This is a genomic window from Carboxydothermus pertinax (assembly GCF_001950255.1).
In the GTDB taxonomy this organism is placed as follows: Bacteria; Bacillota; Z-2901; order Carboxydothermales; family Carboxydothermaceae; genus Carboxydothermus; species Carboxydothermus pertinax.
The window spans coordinates 114,509-131,094 of the sequence record NZ_BDJK01000055.1 but is presented as its reverse complement, the minus strand read 5'-3'; the positions used below and the strand labels follow the sequence as shown (position 1 = coordinate 131,094).

Sequence of the window (16,586 nt, the reverse complement as noted above, 5' to 3'; positions counted from 1 at the left end):
TACCAGTTACATAAAAATTAAATATTATCTATAGCTTTAATATTATCTATAGCTTTCTTTAACCTCCGCTAACGTTAGGAAAGAAGATGACTTCATCTTTATCAGATAAAACATAATCCTCTTCCACCATTTTCCCGTTTACGGAAATAAAGTGAACTTCATTTACTGGCAATCCTAATCGTTCTTGCAGGTCTCTAACTGTTTCTCCTTTCTCGATTTCAACGTATCTAAACTTACTAAAAGCTGGATAAGTAAAAGATAGAATACCTAACAACTTTACCTTAACCTGCATTTATTGTAAATACCTCCCCTTTATTATTAGTTTCAACCGCCAACTTTAGGAAAGAAGATAACTTCATCTTCATCAGATAAGACATAATCTTCTTCTACCATTTTCCCGTTTACGGAGATAAAGTGAACTTCATTTACAGCTAATCCTAATCGTTCCTGCAGGTCTCTAACTGTTTCTCCTTTCTCGATTTCAACGTATCTAAACTTACTAAAAGCTGGATAAACAAAAGACAGAATACCTAACAACTTTACCTTAACCTGCATTTATTGTAAATACCACCCCTTATTCTCAAATCCCTAATAGCTTACAACAAATAAAGTCTCAGCCCATCACTTTTTAGAATAGACGACTAATTTATTTTTCTACAGGGGAGCAATAATTTTTGTATGCACACAGGTTAAACAGGTTAAATTATGAAATAAATTTTAGCATACCGAATGTATGTATTCAATTTCTCCGATAACTTATAGGGCCACAGTAAGATTATCTCTTGAAAAGAGAAGCTTACTGTGGCCACTATAAATTTTAACAATCAATTTTCAAGACCTTACATAATTCAATCGCCAACAGCAAATGCTTTTCGAAATCCAAAAATGTCTAAAATTTGACTTGTTGTTTGTTGACTTAACTTGCCATGATTGCAAATTCCAAGCCCAATTCCTTTAATTTTTCAGGCGTAGGATTGCCGGTTGCCCTATCCCAACCCATAGCTTCATAATATGCATCAAGCATAACGTCTAAATTTACTACCTTAATCCCCTTTGCGGGACCATTCGGAATTGCCTTGGTAAAACGTTTAGGCAATTTGTCATGTTCCCGGTTAAAGCCTTCACGAGCATTAAAGCAGCGTTTCAGATTCCAAGAACGTTCAGCTGCTAACATTAACTCTTCTGCTGTTACATCCCATCCAGTAAGAGAGCTAACAATTTCAGCGTAAAGCTGTGGTGTAATACAGCTACCTTCAGTTCCCCACGAGTAGAAAATACAAGCTCCTAAAATTTCGCTGATTTCACCTTGTAATGCTACATAGCGGTAAGCAATTCCCTTTTGCGGCGATTCATCCTGGACCTCTTTGGGCGGCCAGGGCATTCCGAATTCTTTCATACCGCAATCAAGTTGCCCAAAATCCCATGTGCTGGCCCAGTTGGGGTGCATATGACAACCTCCGCGCGGGGAGACGGCATACTGCAGCGCGAGAACCTTAGATTCAGAACGCGGCTCATGAGCTGGTAGTTCAAGTCCTTTTACATGGATAGCTGCCTCCTCTGCAGCAGGCCCTAGTTGTTCAGCCATACGTTTTACACCCTGTGCCAAAAACTCACAAATTCCTTCCCGGTGGGCAATTTTTTCAACTAATTTTACCATTACTTCTCCATCGCCCCACCGCAGCGGCATTCCTTCCGTATCCTTTTCAGTTAGTAATCCCTTTTCATAGCACTCCATTGAAAAACCAATGCTCATACCTGTACTAACTGTATCCAAGCCATAAACATTACACAGGTAATTAGCTCTAATAATTGCCTCTAGATCATCCACCCCACAAATTGGGCCAAACATATCTACAGTTTCATACTCGGGGCCCTCCATAGGAGGTGTAGCATATTTTCCACTTATCACTGAAGTATACCGTCCACAGGCAAAGCTACAGCCATAGCAAGCCCGTCGTTTAATTTGATATTTCCGGTTTAAAACCTCACCAGAGATCTGATCAGCTTTTTCAAAATAGGTCTCTTGGAAATTCTTGGTCGGTAAGATTCCTAAGCTATTATTTAATGATACCAAACCAACCGTACCTAAGGTAGGTATACTGCCCAAGGGGTAATTCTTCAGCCATTGCTCTGCTTTCTCAATAGCCGCAGCAAATTCTTTCGGACGGGCAACTTTAATACCTCCACGGCCATTCACCACAACCGCCTTCAAATTTTTACTACCAAAGACCGCACCAATACCTCCACGACCGGCCGCTCGTCCTCTATCATTGATCAAAGCAGCATAGAGAACCCCGTTTTCACCCGCCTGACCTATGGTTGCTACAGAGATTTCCGGGTCATCAAGTTCGCGTATCAGGGTATCAGTAGTCTCTTCTACATTAAGGCCCCATAAGTGTTTAGCAGCTTTAATTTCTACTTTTCCGTCGTGAATGTAAATGTAAACAGGCTCTTTTGCCTTACCTTCAATTACCACAAAGTCAAACCCAGCATACTTAAGCTTTGGACCAAAAGCTCCTCCTGACCTTGCCTGGTTCCAGGTACCAGTCAATGGCGATTTATAACATACCTCGTAGCTTCCACCACTGGGACAACTTGTCCCCGTTACAGCACCAGTTGCCAATACAACTTTAGCTTCTGGAGCCAAAGGATCAATGCCAGCAGGCATTTCCTGATAGAGGAGCTTGGCTGCATAACCAACACACCCCATATATTTGCGTAACTCGTTCTTATCCAGTTCTTCTACCTTAAATTCACCACTGGTCAAATTAACCCGTAACAATTTGCCTGCAAATCCGTACCACATAAATAGCACCTCCTATCTGTTCCGAACCGCATGGGCCATAGCCCAAAGTTCCCGACGTTTGGCTGCAGCTTTATTTGCAACCTCATATCGAATAGCATTCTGTGGACAATGAGCTGCACATGCCGGTGAGCCTCCACACAAATCACATTTAGCAGCCATCTTTGTTTCTTTATCTATTCTGAGCACACCAATTGGACAAACATTTGTACACATACCACAACCTACACACTTTTCCTTATCTACAACTACAGCCATTGTTTTTTTATCGCGTTTTAGTGCTCCAGTTGGACAGACATTTATGCATAAGCCACATTGAATACATACCACGGGCACATCTACCGCCGGCTCTCGACGCACCACATACACATTACTTCGCGAAGGATTTATCTCTCCATATTTAGTAAGAGAACACCACATCTCACAACGGTGGCATCCTGTACATAAGGAAGGATCCCCCATTAACATTTTAGCCATATTTAGTCACCTCCAAAAACTGATCTCTTTACTATTGTTTAATTCTACCGCCATCTCCCTCATCATTGCCCATTTACAACTTTTCTACTTATACCTATATCCTTTATGTAACGACTTTTTCTCCACGACATACAGGCAAAAACAAAGCTCTGAGGGGTATACTCATCAATAACAATAAGCTTCGTACAATTCACAATATTGAGAATAGATCACCTTTCCACAAACCAGTCCTTTTTCCGTCAACTCACCTCCTTAACTAAGCTTAATGAAACTAACTTTGTTAATTCCTGTATTTCCCTCCTTTGCGAGGGATAACTCAATCATAATTTTTGAAAAACATTTCTTTTCAGAATTCTATTTAGGGAATATCCAAAACATGAAATCTAAATGTTCTATATTATCAAACATCGTTCTTACTCTCAATTTTTATTCGACATGAATTTTAATTTTCCTTCCAAAAAATCTAAAATATTTTTAAATCTTATGTTCATTAAGAAAACCGCACCTGCTGTTAAGCTTTTGAAATGCACAAAAAAAGCCTTTGGGCGAAACCCCAAAGGCGTTTTTTATTTAATTACCCTTTCCGCCATTTTAACTACAAAAATAGCATCATTTATGGCTTTTTGGGCATCCTGCAGGGTATATTCTTCGGTTGGAATAAAATCTATATCTCCATAAAAGGCAAATTCCCGCTCTTTTCTAAGCCACTTAGAAATTCGCATAATCTCGGGAATATCAGGTATTACTTCTCCTGGTAATTTCTCTTTATGGTCTGCAAGTAATGGACTTACATCATGTTGTTTGGGCGGGTCAATTCCTATTTGTCTGAGCATACCTTTAACCGCCAACTCAACAATCTCCTGGGCTTCACGAATAACATCAGAATAGGCTTCTTCTTCGAGAAGTACATTTAGGATTTTCAGGCGTTTTTGCGCTTTTAAAATAACCTCCCCATACCGGAAATCCTTTTTTAATACCCAGTACCAGGCTCCACCCCGGTAAATTTTTTCGGCCCCCAAACTTTGCAGTTTTTCTCGTAAAGCTTTAAGATAATTTTTAAAAAAATCTTCTTTATCATACAAAATTTTTGCATCGTCTATCATGTCTAAAAAAAGAAGGCTTCCTTTTAACACTTCATCTTTTTGTTTAATCACAGTAGAAAGATAAGTATCTATTCCCTCATTTTTTAATTTATTTAAAAGGGGCTCAATTTTTCTTTCAACTTCTAAAAATTCTTCAACTCGTGCTATTCTACCTCGGGGAAGGTCCGAGGCAATAATTAGTAAATCTATATCCGAATCAGGCCTGAAAGTACCTCTGCCTACCGAACCAAAAATCGCCAGGGTAATAAGCCTTTCACCATAAAAATCTTTTACTTCTTTTAAAAGATTATCAAGAATAATATCAAAATATTTTTTGTACATCAAACCACCCCAAAAGTACTGTGGTTTCAACTTCAAACTACCATAATTTTCATTTATTAGCAAGTAATTAAAGCTCAATCGCTTCCTGCTCAAGCCTGATATTTAGGGTTAGCATCATTTCAATAACCGTCCTAAAATCCTGATAAACCGGGTCTTCCAGGGCTTTAGTAAGTTTACGCCGGTAGCTTTCCGAAAGCTTCATCCCCCGTTCCTTATATTTTAAAAGAGTATCCAAATCCATCCAGAGCGGCTTAAAGGGAATACCCGTTTCCCTTTTTAAATGTAAAAAAATATTAAAACCGCCCAGGTCAATATCGCCCCAGTGGTAAAAATCAATATTAAATCCCCGATTTAAACAATACTCATAAATTTTCCTTAAAAATTTCCGCTCCATCTTCCCGGCAAAGCCACCCAAATAAAGAACTAAATCTTCAGGATACCTTCGTACATACTGGTAATAGGAAGTTAAATTTTCTACCGTCACCACCCGCTGAGCTGCAAAATCGGCAATTTCCAGCTGCAGGGCAAGTCCGGCCGGAAAAGCTACATCATAATTAAGCCCTTTAAGGTTAAAGAGCCGTCCATCGGGGTATTTAAGGATAACGGGACCGGCAAGATGGAGGTAGACCGGATTATTTACCACCCCAAACTCGGAAAATACAGCATCCCCGGATACCTCAATATCTTTAAAGTAGTATTTTTGCAAAAGGGCGGCAACTTTGCGCTCCACTTTTAAAAAAAGTTTACTATCGCCTAGATACCGCTGGCTAAAAACCCTTTTGGGTATTTCTTCGTTATTCAGGGAAAGAGCATTTAATACGGTAACCATTATTTCAGCATCGTCATCAAATAACGGCTCTAACAACATGTCTTTTTTCAGTTCCCCGAGCCATGCGGGAAAATCGTTTAAATTAGCCCAAAGCTTACGGTAATGCTCTTCTTTTTCTTGAGGTTTTTGCCGGGAAAGCTTTTCATAAAGAAGCTCTGCTTTTTCAGGATTTAGTTTAACATGCCTTAAAAGATTATCTTTTTCAAACCGCTCCCAGACTAAGGTGATAAACCCCTCCCGCTCCCAGTCTTTAAGGGCTGCATGAAACAAAGCTTTAAACTCCCCATCGGTAAAATAGCGTGGAAAGTTATTTTCGGCAATTTTGATAAGCGGCCTTTTCCCCTGTTCATATTTCTCCAAAAGCTCCTCTAACAGCTTTTTAACCGCTGGCGCTTCCAAGCCTTATCCCTTCCTTGGAGCCATCATAATAAAATTCCTCCACAAAACTTTGGTCACCGGCGCGTAGTACCAATAAATTGGTTTCCACATGAGGAGCAATCAGAGCAAGCTTATCCGAAGGCACAGCAATAATAGGCTGCAGACCGTAAAATTTCATAAACCTTATACTTGACTCCACCCTGTCGGCATCCATCCGGTTAAAAGCTTCATCGAAAAGCATCAGCCTTATAGTGCTGTCCCCTCGGTGTATCCGGTAAAGCTGGACAAAAGACGCCACAATTGCCACATAAAAAGGCGTCTGCGTTTCTCCGCCGGACTTTAAACCGTAGACTTTGGAGTAATGGGAAGTGGTTCCATCACCGTGGAGAATCTCAATATCATAGGTTAAGTAGTTCCGGTAGTCGGTTAAGCGGTTTAGAAACTCCCCGGCCTCTTTATCCCGGTGTAAAAACCCTTCAAACATTTCGTCCATTACTTCTCTAAACTTTTCCCGAAGTACCCCGCTAAAAAGGCTTGTCTCCCCGGGAGTTAACTTATCCACTTCATCGATAAGCTCCAGGTATTTTTTATACTCCGGAGCATTTTCGTAGCGAAACCGGTACTCATCCTCTCCAAATTTTATGCCCCTTAGAGCCGCATTTAGCTCCCGGAAAACCCCTTTAGCCTCTTCAATGCTTTCTTTTAACTTATGCACAAAGTGGGATTTAAACTCTTCCTCCGCCTGGGCTTTCGCCCGCTCCATCCGCTCTTTATAATCCGGAAGCTCACTTTCGGCAAGTTTTCTGTATAAATCAAGAAAATCGGTAATATCATCCCCGGTTATGCTGCCACCAAAAGCATACTTCTGGTTAAATTTACTTCTTAGCTCCGTTAAATCCGCCCGAAGATTATTAATCTTGGTCTCAAGGCCTTTTAAACTGCTTGAGAAATTCTGGGCAATTTGTCCTGGGCTTTTTCCTTTTAATTCTTCCTCAAAACGTTTTTCCCCATCACCCACCAAATCGGGATTTTGGGAACAAAACTCATCGAACTCCCTCCGGGCAGATTCAAGTTCCATCTTAAGCTGTTTTTCTTCCCCGGCTCTAAATTCAAGTTCTTTTGTAACCATTCCCACCCGTCCCTGAACTTTATCTTTCTCTGCTTCCAGAGCTTTTTCTTCCACCACAAGTTTGGCAAGACCTTCTTCCAGAGCTTTAATTCCAGAAGTATCGATACTTTCCCTTTCCCGGGAAAGTTTTACTATTTTTTCTTCGATTTCCGCAAGCATCAAAAGCTCCGTCATGCGGTCCTCCAACAGAGCATACTCCCGGTCCTTTTCATCCCGTGCTCCAGAGAGTTCCTCCTGGCATTCGGTAAGCTTAAACTTCTCCCGGTATAACTTATCAAGTTCCTGCTCTAATTCCCTGAGCTCCTGTTCTCTTTTCTCGATCTGCTTTTTAATAGCCCGGCTGCCGATGTAGGGAATTTCGTAAACTTTAAAATCAATTTGCCGGGCAGTGTGGTTTTGATAAACCATGCAGGTCGGGGTTATCGACCGCGGATAAAGTTTTAACTGCCCCTCGTGTTCGCACTTTATTACCCGGCCCATTAAAAACTGGGCATATGCCAGAGCGTAGGGATTCTCGCTGGTAACTTCTTCCGCCAATGAATTTTTCTCAATTTGTCCTAAATACTTTTTCACCCGGCCGGTATTGACAATCCCCACCCGGGAAATTCGCCGCTCCTTTTTATACCGCTCGTAAATGGCAAGGGCCCGGTCAAAATCCTCCGGCGGCAGGATGATATCAAACCTCTGGGTATTTAAATATCCCTCCACCGCATTCTGCCAGCGTTCATCCTTGACCTCAAGTAACTCCGCTAAGATTTTCGGCTCCACTTCTTTTTTCGCTTCTTCCCGAAACTTTTCCTTTAAAAGATTAATTAACGCCCCCACTTCCGGAGGATAGGTATGCTTGTTTTGCTTTAATCCTTCAAGAATTTCTTCGATTTCCTGTTTTAAGGCCTTTTTAGTAGAAATCTCGGCTTCTATCCGGTATAGCTCCTGCGCCGTTTGTTCTTTTAAATTTTTCCGAAAGCTTAAAAGCTTTGGTAAAAGCGCTTTTACCTCTTTAAGCCTTAAATTTAAGACCATTTCTTTTAAAATTTCTGCCTGGCTAAAACCGTATTTTTTATATATTGTTGCTTCATTCTGTAAAAAAGTCTGAACTTTTTCCTGTAACGTTTTTAACCTTTTTTGTTCCCCTTGGAGCTCTTTAATTTCTTTCTCAATCTCCGTTAACCTCCGGTATGCCGAATTTTCCCAGAGGGCTTTATTGACATTATCCTTTTCTTCCCGTACCTCTAACAACCTTTTTGTAAGAATGTTTAGTTTTTCCTCGAGCTTTGCCTTTTCACCGGCAAGCTCTTCCATCTTTCCGGTAAGGCTTTGATACCTCTCCTGTAAATCAGCAAGATTACCCCGTAACACCAGGTAGCGATGCAGGTTCCGGGTTGTTATATCTTTTTTTAGCTGTTTATGTTTTTCTAAAATTATTTCTAAATCGTGTAATTTTCTCTCGGTTTCTTCGGCCAGAACCAAAAACCGGTCATATTGCTCCAGGTTTTCCAAAAGATTTCTTAAATCGATTTCCCTGGGCTCTAACAAATATTCATAAACAAATTCCCGGATGTCCTTAATCGACTTAAAGGAAATAGCCTTAACAAATAAAGAGAAAAACTTTTCATGGATGTGGCCAAGTTTGGTCCGCAGTTGATGCTTATACGCATCTTTGGCTAAAAGCTCTGCATTTTTTAAAGGCCCCACTTTAGCGCGAAACTCGGTGATATTCCTTGGCCGCTGGTCAATGATAAAATAGTCATCGTTAATAGAAGCATTATTGATGATAAAAAACTGTTCTTTTAACGTATCATCGCTGTAAGCATCAATTACTACCCCTACCAAAAACGGCTCCTTTTTCTTATGATCAAAAAACTCAAGGCAGATCACGGAAGTTACGTCACCGGTTCTTAGTACCCGTTTCCCCAGGGCCCCATCCGCCCCGGTTTTACAGCGCACATACCCCAGTAAATCCCTCTTGGAGTGCTCTTCCCCTGCCGATGAATTAAAGCGTACTTTCCTCTGGTCCGCCACCAAAACATACTGGATAGCATCCAATATGGTTGACTTACCGGAACCGTTATCCCCGGTTAAAAGAGTGGCCCCCTTTAGTTTAATGGTCTCGTTTTGAAAATAATGCCAGTTTATAAGCTTTATACCCCTGAGCTCTTTAAAATTTTCAGCTTTCATCGGCTTCTCCCTCCGCATCACCGCTCTTCAAGCTCTCCAGATACGCCCGCAAATCTTTATCGGTCAGAACCACCGCCAGAGTTGGAAGCAAGACTATTCTCGTCTCGGGAAAAGTTTGTGCTCCATCGGGTAGGATTATCAGCCGGTAACGGGAAAACAGGGAAAGACATTCGCGAAGAGATTTCTTATCCAAAGGTTTATCTTTAATTCCCAGTTCCCGAAATCTCTCCTGAATATCAAACACCGTCACCAGTGGATTTTCCGCCAGAGTTAGCTCCCGCCGCTTTTCCTCATAAAGGGTTCGTAAAATTAAGAGTACTAAACTTTCCACTAAATTTAACCTAAGCTTGTTAAAATCACTGCCGCTTGCTGCCTGGTAAATTCTCTGGGGAGCAAAATGCACCAGTTCCCAGCCGGCAAGCTCTAAAAATGCTCGCACTTCTTTTTCATGCTGGTAGATAAAATAATAGTCTTTTCTATCCTCTTCAAGGTCCCGGATCACAAAATTTTGCGCAAGCAATTTATTTACCGCCCGGGTAAATTCTTCCCGGGTTTTAGGTGAATAATCCTTGATTAAAAGAAGCTCTTCCATTTTTTCCCTTCCTTACAATCTTAATGTTTTTAAACGCAAAAGGTCCTTTTTGCACTTTTTCTCCGGCAAAACGCCGCTTGTCTTCTTTAATAACATAAGCTGCTTTTTTATGGCGAAAATATGCATTTAGATAAATTAACTTGATAAAATCCTCCAGGTTTTCTACCAGTTCTACCGCTTCCACTTCATCCCGTCCCCGGGCTTTTTCCAGGAAAAATTCGTTTATAATCTCGACCGAATACCGCTCCCTTACTTCTTCCAGGGTTTTCCTTAAAAGTTCTTTTTTCTTCTCCAGTGGTAATTCCACAAGCTTTTGTTCCGGCCGGTGTTCGCTGGCCGGTCTTCTTGGTTTATAAAGGGGATCATTGTTAAAAAATTTAAATTCATTAAGTTTTACAGGTAAAGCATGTTCTAAATAATCTTTTAATGATAGCTCTTTTTGCATTACCTGTCCGGCGATATAATCTAAAATATCTATAAGCGTCCTGGTTAAATCCCGGTCAGTTTCCAATAGATACTTAAGCTGCCGGTAAGAACTTTTGGCATAAAGGGCGTTATACCGGTCAATCTCCTCCAGGTAAAGATCAAGTTCCCGGTAGGCAGTTCTGATAAACGATGTTTTTTCGTAAAACTCCTGCCGAATAACTTCTTCCGGCTTTTCTTTATCCCGCTCCTGGTAAAGTTTTATTATTTCATCCACATATTCGCTTTCCCATTCGTTAATTTTGTTAATAATTGCCGGACGGTAGCGGGAAACATGGTCGGAAGTTTTCAGGCGGTGGTAGTTCTGGTCGATAATGTTCTGGGTATATTCTTCAAAGTGGAGGATTAGAAGTTCTTTTGCCGATGTTTTACTTACCGCTTCTTTGATATAACCTTTAATGTTGTCTCTTAGCGTCTTTAAGCTATTTAAAAGATTCCGGGTTTCCCGGTAAGCGCTATCTAAAGCCAGATCTTTCTGCAATTCGGCTTCCGGAGAACACAATGCACTGTAAGTAGCAAAAACATAACCACGGTATTCTTCCGTTTGCCGGTTGGCTATTTTCTCCAGAGCTTCTAACATAACCCGGGCAGGCTCGGTAATCGTTACATACTGCTGGTAGTCATTATCCTCTTCTAAATTAAACCAGCCCACATCAACAGAACAAAGTCTTCGTAAAATAAAATTGGCCCGTTCCCGGGCGTTTCCTATCTCCTCTTCGCCCTCTTCGGGAACAAAATCCTCCCGTTCTTCAAGAACGTCGGTTATTAAAGCAATAACATCCTCCCGCTGAAGCCGAAAAGGAGTTTGCTGGTAAAGTTTATAGATTTGTAAAAGTAAATCGGCGTAAATCTCCCGATTGGGCCCGGCCAGTATGCCAAAAAATCTTTCCGGTACTACCGAAAATAACTTCATTCTCTCTTACCCCAAATGTATGATTTTTTTTATATCATAACAAATTCTCAGGAAATTTCCAAAAGAAATGTAGTTTTAGTTTTTTAATTATATAATTCTCCAGCTTTCGACCTTTACCTGCAAAAATTAACTTTTCTAAATAAAAACCAGCCGCACCGGCTGGTTTTTATCGTTGTCATTTGTCCAATTTTAATTTTTGTTTTTGTGCGATTTATATTGACATTTTTGTGCTATTTTAAGTATACTATTATTAGATATTGTGCTATTTTATTTAAAGTGAGGTGAAAAAATGATAATATCTGCCACCGAATTTAAATCCAAAATTGGTAAATACCTTAAGCTTGCCGAAAAGGAAGAAATCATTATTACCAAAAACGGCAAACGTATTGCTAAACTAACAAGTGCTGCAGAAGACAAAACTGCTCTTGTTAAATCTTTAATAGGTATTTTGCCTCATACCATATCCGAAAAGGAAGCAAGAGAGGAGCGCCTTGCAAAACATGAACGTCTTGATTGACACTAACGTTATTTTGGATGTACTTGGCAAGCGTGAACCTTTTTTTCAGCACTCAACGTCAATTTTAATGTTGGCCGCTAAAAATAAAATATCAGCTTCTATAACTGCTAATAGCTTAACCGATCTACATTATTTATTAAAAAAATACCTTAAAAACAATGAACAAATAAAAAATGCTCTTAAAAGCTTAATAGAAATTTTAGATATTGTTGACATTACAAAAAACGATTGTCTAAAAGCCTTTGATTTACCCATGGACGATTATGAAGATGCTCTTCTTGCGTTTTGTGCAAAACGGGTTAAAGCTGATTATATCATTACCAGAAACATAAAAGATTTTCTAAATTCACCCGTAAATCCAATTACCCCGGAAGATTTTATCTCACGCTTTTTTGCCGAAGAAAATATTTGATGCTTACTTAGTTTTACATTAAATATTCCTCTAACATCTCCACTTCAACCACAGGAGCTTTACAGCTAAAGTTTTCACACACGTAAACCGTAGCCCTTTCTCCAATAAGAGACTTTTTATCCGCAATATGCGGTATTATTTCCCGGATCTCTTGCCCCGCATCGCCTATCGGGTGGAAAAGCACTACCGAGTTTGGCAAATACGCCAAATTTATTTTTTCGATCATCGCCCGGGTGTCTTCTCCATCCGGTTCTCCAGCTACCACTATCTCTTTTACAGGTCCAAGATAAAATAAATACGCCAGCAGGTAAAAGGAGTGAGCAGAAGGTATCTCCGAAACTTTGCCGGCAAAAGTCGATAATATTTCCTCGGCTTTTTGAAGAAAATCTTCCTCACCCAGCATTCGACTAAGACGCAAAAGGTTTAATGCCGCCACCGAATTTCCCGAAGGCAAAGCTCCATCGTAGATTTCCTTGGGCCGGGTGATTAACTCTTCGCCATCGGCCCCGGTAAAAAATAACCCCCCGTGTTTTTCATCCCAGAAAAGTTTTAGCATCTCCCTTGTAAGCTCTACCGCCAATTTTAAATACCGTACTTCAAAAGAAGCCTCGTAAAGCTCAATTAATCCCCAGATAAGAAAAGCGTAATCATCCAGATACGCTAAAACTGCACCCTCCCCCTCCCGGTAGCGGGCTAAAAGCCGACCATCGTCCCTTCTAAGCTTTGAAAAAATAAACTCTGCTGCCTTTTGAGCCATATTTAAGAGTTCCTGGTCCTGCAGTACCCTTACCCCTTTGGCCAGCGCTGCAATCATTAGCCCATTCCAGGAAGTTAAAATCTTATCATCCTTATGCGGCAAAACCCTTTTCTCCCGCCCCTGATAAAGTTTTTGCCGCATTCTATCTAAACTATCGGTTAATTCCTCCGAACTTTTTCCAAACTTTACTGCCATTGACTCCAAATCAGTATGGATTAAATTGGGGATATTCTTACCTTCAAAATTGCCTTCCGGGGTTATATCATACACCCGGCAGAATAACTCCCCCTCCTCCGGACCAAGAGCTTTTTTCACCTCATCCGGCGTCCAGGCGTAATATTTACCCTCAACCCCTTCCGAATCGGCATCTTCCGCGGAATAAAACCCGCCTTCGGGTGATGTCATTTTTCTTTTGACATAGGTAAAAACCTCTCGGGCAACCCTGGCATATTTTTCTTTTTTTGTCGCTTGATAAGCTTCCAGGTAGGTATACGCTAAAAGGGCATTGTCGTACAGCATTTTTTCAAAATGCGGCACCAGCCACTCCCGGTCAGTGGAGTAACGGTGAAACCCGTATCCTACATGGTCATAAATCCCGCCCCGGGCCATCGCCTCTAAAGTTTTTTCCGCCATAACAAGAGCTTTTTCTTCACCGGTCCTCTTCCAGTACCGGAAAAGAAAAATTAAGTTATGCGGAGTGGGAAACTTGGGCGCTGGCCCAAAACCGCCGTATTCGCTATCAAACTTTCCCAAAAACTCCCGGTAGGCTTTTTCTAATACTTCTTCGGTTAAATCTCCTTTTTTACTTTGCGGCATCGTCTGCATAAATTCATAAAGTCGCTTACTTATTGTAAGAAGTTGCTCCCGGTCAGTCTCCCAGAGTTTCGCTATTTCCGTTAAGATCTCGATAAGTCCCGGACGGCCCCACTTAGACCTTTTGGGGAAATAAGTCCCGGCAAAAAACGGTTTTTTCTCCGGAGTCATTATTATGGTAAGAGGCCAGCCTCCCTGTCCCGTCATCGCCTGACAGGCGGTCATATAAATTTGGTCCACATCCGGCCGCTCTTCCCGGTCTACCTTAATGGCCACAAAGTGCTTATTTAATAAATCTGCCACCTCTTCATTCTCAAACGACTCCCGCTCCATCACATGGCACCAGTGGCAGGTAGAGTAGCCAATCGAAAGAAATACCGGTTTGTCTTCCATCTTTGCTTTTTTAAAAGCATCCTCGCCCCAGGGATACCAGTCCACCGGATTGTACGCATGCTGCAAAAGATAGGGTGACTTTTCGTGAATTAAGCGGTTGGGTTGTCTTTTTGCTTCTGTGGTCATAACTAATTTGCCCCCTCTATTTATACTTAGCTTATTTTTCCCAAAATCCATGCTATTTATAGTTGATAAAAAATAGACGTCTTATGCTCAGATTTCGTGACCAAATAGACAAATAGAAAAAGAATTTACTTATCTTCTGGTGAATAATGGAGAAAAAACCTGAAGAAGGAGAAAAAGGAAAAAGCCTTCGAGTAAAAGGTAAGTCCAAAACATTAAATCAACTAGTATCATTACTAAACCCAATAAGTACCGGGTTATTATATTAGCGATTCTTGGCTAACCCACAGACATTTTACTGGAAATCCCTGAGGCAGCTTGACTGTGTGCCACACTTTAACCGGGAACAGACTTAACGTCAACTGCATTAGTTGAAAACCATAATTGAAAATGAATTTTCTGTATAAAATTATGACAATGGCCAGGCAGTATAAAAAACTGCCTGGCCAAATATAGTGAGCAAAATTTTCGGCCACATAATTTGTGCGTTATGTGGTCAATTAGCGTGAGCGGTACCAGCTAATTTAAATTCTATTGGCTTAATTTGCTTTCTCACTATGGCTATTGTTGCTATCAACGAAACCATGTTGATAAGTCTAAATCTCATGCTGGCTTTAAAACTATTGATTAGCTATTTTTTGCTTATTAAATCTTCTTTAAATTTTCCCTATTTTCTGAATAAATGGAGGAAAGGGCACTGGTCTTTATTCCTAACCACTCCACCATAAAACCAAAGCCCCCGTATTTATACAAAAGATTGTATTTCTATTGAGCCTTTATAAAAAAGCATCTTGACATTGTTTTTTAAATTAATTGTAAAATCAGCTAAATTTTCTCCTTTAATTTCAAGGACATCATTTATATTTATAATGCAAGTAAATTTAAAATTTTTAAAAAGGTTACTAAGCTTTAATGACAATTTTTTCATAATAATTTCCAACGCTATTACATCACCATAATCGATATGATTTTCATATTTATTCATTAATTTAGATTGAAAAGAACTAAAATCGCGAAGTTTAGCAGTTTTATAAAAAGCACAAAAATCAAAAAGTAAATATCCTATTTCTTGTCTAATCTCATCTCCTGTTAAGTGGAATTTATAATCCTCAAAAAATTTTGCCTTATCTTTCTTATAAACTTCATTTAAATACTTATTAAATTTTTTGGAATTCTCTACCTGTTCTTTCGTTCCTTTTATTATCTCTTTTATTTTTTCATCAGGTTCTAAATCTTTTGTAACTATTCTAAAAATCTCATTATACTTTTTTTGAGTGATATAGATAGGTGTTTTTTCCACAAGTATAAACACAATCATCCTCTCCATTTATTACTATTATTTAGCAAATAATCCTCTACCAATTGTTCAAAAAATTTTTCAAAATAGAATAGTCAAAAAAGCTTTTTATACCCCAATTATTTTTCTATACTTTTTGCAAAATATTTGGGTGATTTACTTTGATGATCTTTCATGATTTTGCAATTTCTGTCTGGGAATATGCCTGCCGGGGTAAAAGGACTGATTTCCCTGATCTTGACAGCTGTCCTCATTGTAAGGATAATGTTTCGACTGTTACAGCATGGATTTTATCACAGATACGCCCTCACTAATAATAACATTTTTACATCCCTATCTGCCGTCTTAAGTGTACTTCCTGTAGTAAAACTGTTTCTATTGTTCCTTCCTTTTTGCTTCCCTTTTTCAGCATACTGTTTTTACTTTTTGGTTAAGCTTAAGAATTTTTTCTGTTATCGTAAAATAATAGGGTATCACTAGTTAGATCAAGTTCAAATTTTTGTGTAAAAATCCCTCTGCTTAGAATCCAGGTGATTAATCACCACTGTTTATCTATGATACCGCCTCCGGCCCTTAAGGGGTCAAGGATACGCTGTCGCCGGACTTTGCCCGTCCTTGACCCCAAGGCCTCCAGCGGTTTTGAACAGTTACCGGTGGTGATAAAGTCTATCTTATTGGAATAACTTTTTCTCCTGAATTTTTTGAGGCTTCCTTCTGCCATTCAAAATATTCGGCTATGTCCAAGTATTTTTTACTCGAGGCCCATTTTTCATCTTGTTCCATTAGTAAAGCACCAATCAAGCGGATAGCCGATTCCCGATTAGGAAAGATCCTAATAACCCTTTCGCGCCGGCGGATTTCTTCGTTTAACCGTTCTAAACTATTGGTGGTACGAAGTCTTTTGCGATATCTTTCAGGTAGCTCTAAAACTGCTACAGCATCTTCAAAACCAGATTCTAAAATATCCATAGCCTTAGCCGCCTTAACTCTATACTCATCTAGTACCTGATTTAGTAACATTCTTGCGGTATCTGAATCTGGAGCTTCTAATATAGCTCTTACTTTGGT

General features: G+C 39.9%; 14 protein-coding genes. 2 read left to right on the top strand and 12 right to left on the bottom strand.

What is annotated here, in order from left to right; genetic code table 11:
• Positions 1–58: 58 nt before the first annotated feature.
• The 9 genes from cpu_RS10570 to cpu_RS10525 form a co-directional block, all read right to left on the bottom strand.
• Entirely contained in the window at positions 59–292 is a 234-nt protein-coding gene (locus cpu_RS10570) for a MoaD/ThiS family protein (protein ID WP_075859950.1), read from the bottom strand.
• A gap of 32 nt (positions 293–324) precedes the next feature.
• The gene (locus cpu_RS10565) at positions 325–555 is read right to left on the bottom strand and encodes a MoaD/ThiS family protein (protein ID WP_075859949.1); all 231 of its coding nucleotides are present in this window, start codon (positions 553–555) and stop codon (positions 325–327) included.
• A 361-nt stretch (positions 556–916) separates the two neighbouring features.
• The gene (locus tag cpu_RS10560) at positions 917–2,806 is read right to left on the bottom strand and encodes an aldehyde ferredoxin oxidoreductase family protein (protein ID WP_075859948.1); all 1,890 of its coding nucleotides are present in this window, start codon (positions 2,804–2,806) and stop codon (positions 917–919) included.
• A 12-nt stretch (positions 2,807–2,818) separates the two neighbouring features.
• Positions 2,819–3,265 carry a 4Fe-4S dicluster domain-containing protein gene (locus cpu_RS10555; protein WP_268761786.1) on the bottom strand — a complete coding sequence of 149 codons (447 nt, stop codon included), beginning with the start codon at positions 3,263–3,265 and terminating at the stop codon, positions 2,819–2,821.
• A 581-nt stretch (positions 3,266–3,846) separates the two neighbouring features.
• Entirely contained in the window at positions 3,847–4,704 is an 858-nt protein-coding gene (locus cpu_RS14040; protein ID WP_077177311.1) for a HEPN domain-containing protein, read from the bottom strand.
• A 67-nt stretch (positions 4,705–4,771) separates the two neighbouring features.
• Entirely contained in the window at positions 4,772–5,932 is a 1,161-nt protein-coding gene (locus cpu_RS10540) for a DUF2220 domain-containing protein (RefSeq protein ID WP_075859946.1), read from the bottom strand.
• Complete coding sequence (locus cpu_RS10535) at positions 5,913–9,218, bottom strand: ATP-binding protein (protein ID WP_075859945.1); 3,306 nt, start codon at positions 9,216–9,218, stop codon at positions 5,913–5,915. The genes cpu_RS10540 and cpu_RS10535 overlap by 20 nt, the downstream gene beginning before the upstream one ends.
• Positions 9,208–9,810: a DUF4194 domain-containing protein gene (locus cpu_RS10530; protein WP_075859944.1), complete on the bottom strand. Its 603-nt coding sequence runs from the start codon at positions 9,808–9,810 to the stop codon at positions 9,208–9,210. Before cpu_RS10530 ends, cpu_RS10535 begins: the two co-directional genes overlap by 11 nt.
• A complete protein-coding gene (locus tag cpu_RS10525) occupies positions 9,773–11,206 on the bottom strand; it encodes a Wadjet anti-phage system protein JetA family protein (protein WP_075859943.1) in 1,434 nt (477 codons plus the stop codon). The genes cpu_RS10530 and cpu_RS10525 overlap by 38 nt, the downstream gene beginning before the upstream one ends.
• 289 nt (positions 11,207–11,495) lie before the next feature.
• Here cpu_RS10525 and cpu_RS10520 point away from each other — a divergent pair, with 289 nt between their 5' ends.
• Both cpu_RS10520 and cpu_RS10515 read left to right on the top strand, forming a co-directional pair.
• Entirely contained in the window at positions 11,496–11,723 is a 228-nt protein-coding gene (locus tag cpu_RS10520) for a type II toxin-antitoxin system Phd/YefM family antitoxin (protein WP_075859942.1), read from the top strand.
• Positions 11,707–12,135, top strand: coding sequence for a PIN domain-containing protein (locus cpu_RS10515; RefSeq protein ID WP_011344617.1), 429 nt, complete (start codon positions 11,707–11,709; stop codon positions 12,133–12,135). The genes cpu_RS10520 and cpu_RS10515 overlap by 17 nt, the downstream gene beginning before the upstream one ends.
• Positions 12,136–12,148: 13 nt before the next feature.
• Here cpu_RS10515 and cpu_RS10510 read toward each other — a convergent pair whose 3' ends face one another.
• The 3 genes from cpu_RS10510 to cpu_RS14035 all read right to left on the bottom strand — a co-directional run.
• Positions 12,149–14,224: a thioredoxin domain-containing protein gene (locus cpu_RS10510; protein ID WP_075859941.1), complete on the bottom strand. Its 2,076-nt coding sequence runs from the start codon at positions 14,222–14,224 to the stop codon at positions 12,149–12,151.
• A gap of 742 nt (positions 14,225–14,966) precedes the next feature.
• Positions 14,967–15,533, bottom strand: a complete 567-nt coding sequence (locus tag cpu_RS10505; RefSeq protein WP_075859940.1) for a hypothetical protein — start codon at positions 15,531–15,533, stop codon at positions 14,967–14,969.
• 651 nt (positions 15,534–16,184) lie between these two features.
• On the bottom strand, positions 16,185–16,586 hold a 402-nt coding region (locus cpu_RS14035), incomplete at its 5' end, for a transposase (RefSeq protein ID WP_234970240.1).

Bases quoted from the DNA above. Each gene is read 5' to 3' on its own strand.
- cpu_RS10570 (WP_075859950.1), bottom strand. From the start codon at position 292: ATGCAGGTTAAGGTAAAGTTGTTAGGTATTCTATCTTTTACTTATCCA.
- cpu_RS10565 (WP_075859949.1), bottom strand. From the start codon at position 555: ATGCAGGTTAAGGTAAAGTTGTTAGGTATTCTGTCTTTTGTTTATCCA.
- cpu_RS10560 (WP_075859948.1), bottom strand. From the start codon at position 2,806: ATGTGGTACGGATTTGCAGGCAAATTGTTACGGGTTAATTTGACCAGT.
- cpu_RS10555 (WP_268761786.1), bottom strand. From the start codon at position 3,265: ATGGGGGATCCTTCCTTATGTACAGGATGCCACCGTTGTGAGATGTGG.
- cpu_RS14040 (WP_077177311.1), bottom strand. From the start codon at position 4,704: ATGTACAAAAAATATTTTGATATTATTCTTGATAATCTTTTAAAAGAA.
- cpu_RS10535 (WP_075859945.1), bottom strand. From the start codon at position 9,218: ATGAAAGCTGAAAATTTTAAAGAGCTCAGGGGTATAAAGCTTATAAAC.
- cpu_RS10530 (WP_075859944.1), bottom strand. From the start codon at position 9,810: ATGGAAGAGCTTCTTTTAATCAAGGATTATTCACCTAAAACCCGGGAA.
- cpu_RS10525 (WP_075859943.1), bottom strand. From the start codon at position 11,206: ATGAAGTTATTTTCGGTAGTACCGGAAAGATTTTTTGGCATACTGGCC.
- cpu_RS10520 (WP_075859942.1), top strand. From the start codon at position 11,496: ATGATAATATCTGCCACCGAATTTAAATCCAAAATTGGTAAATACCTT.
- cpu_RS10515 (WP_011344617.1), top strand. From the start codon at position 11,707: ATGAACGTCTTGATTGACACTAACGTTATTTTGGATGTACTTGGCAAG.
- cpu_RS10510 (WP_075859941.1), bottom strand. From the start codon at position 14,224: ATGACCACAGAAGCAAAAAGACAACCCAACCGCTTAATTCACGAAAAG.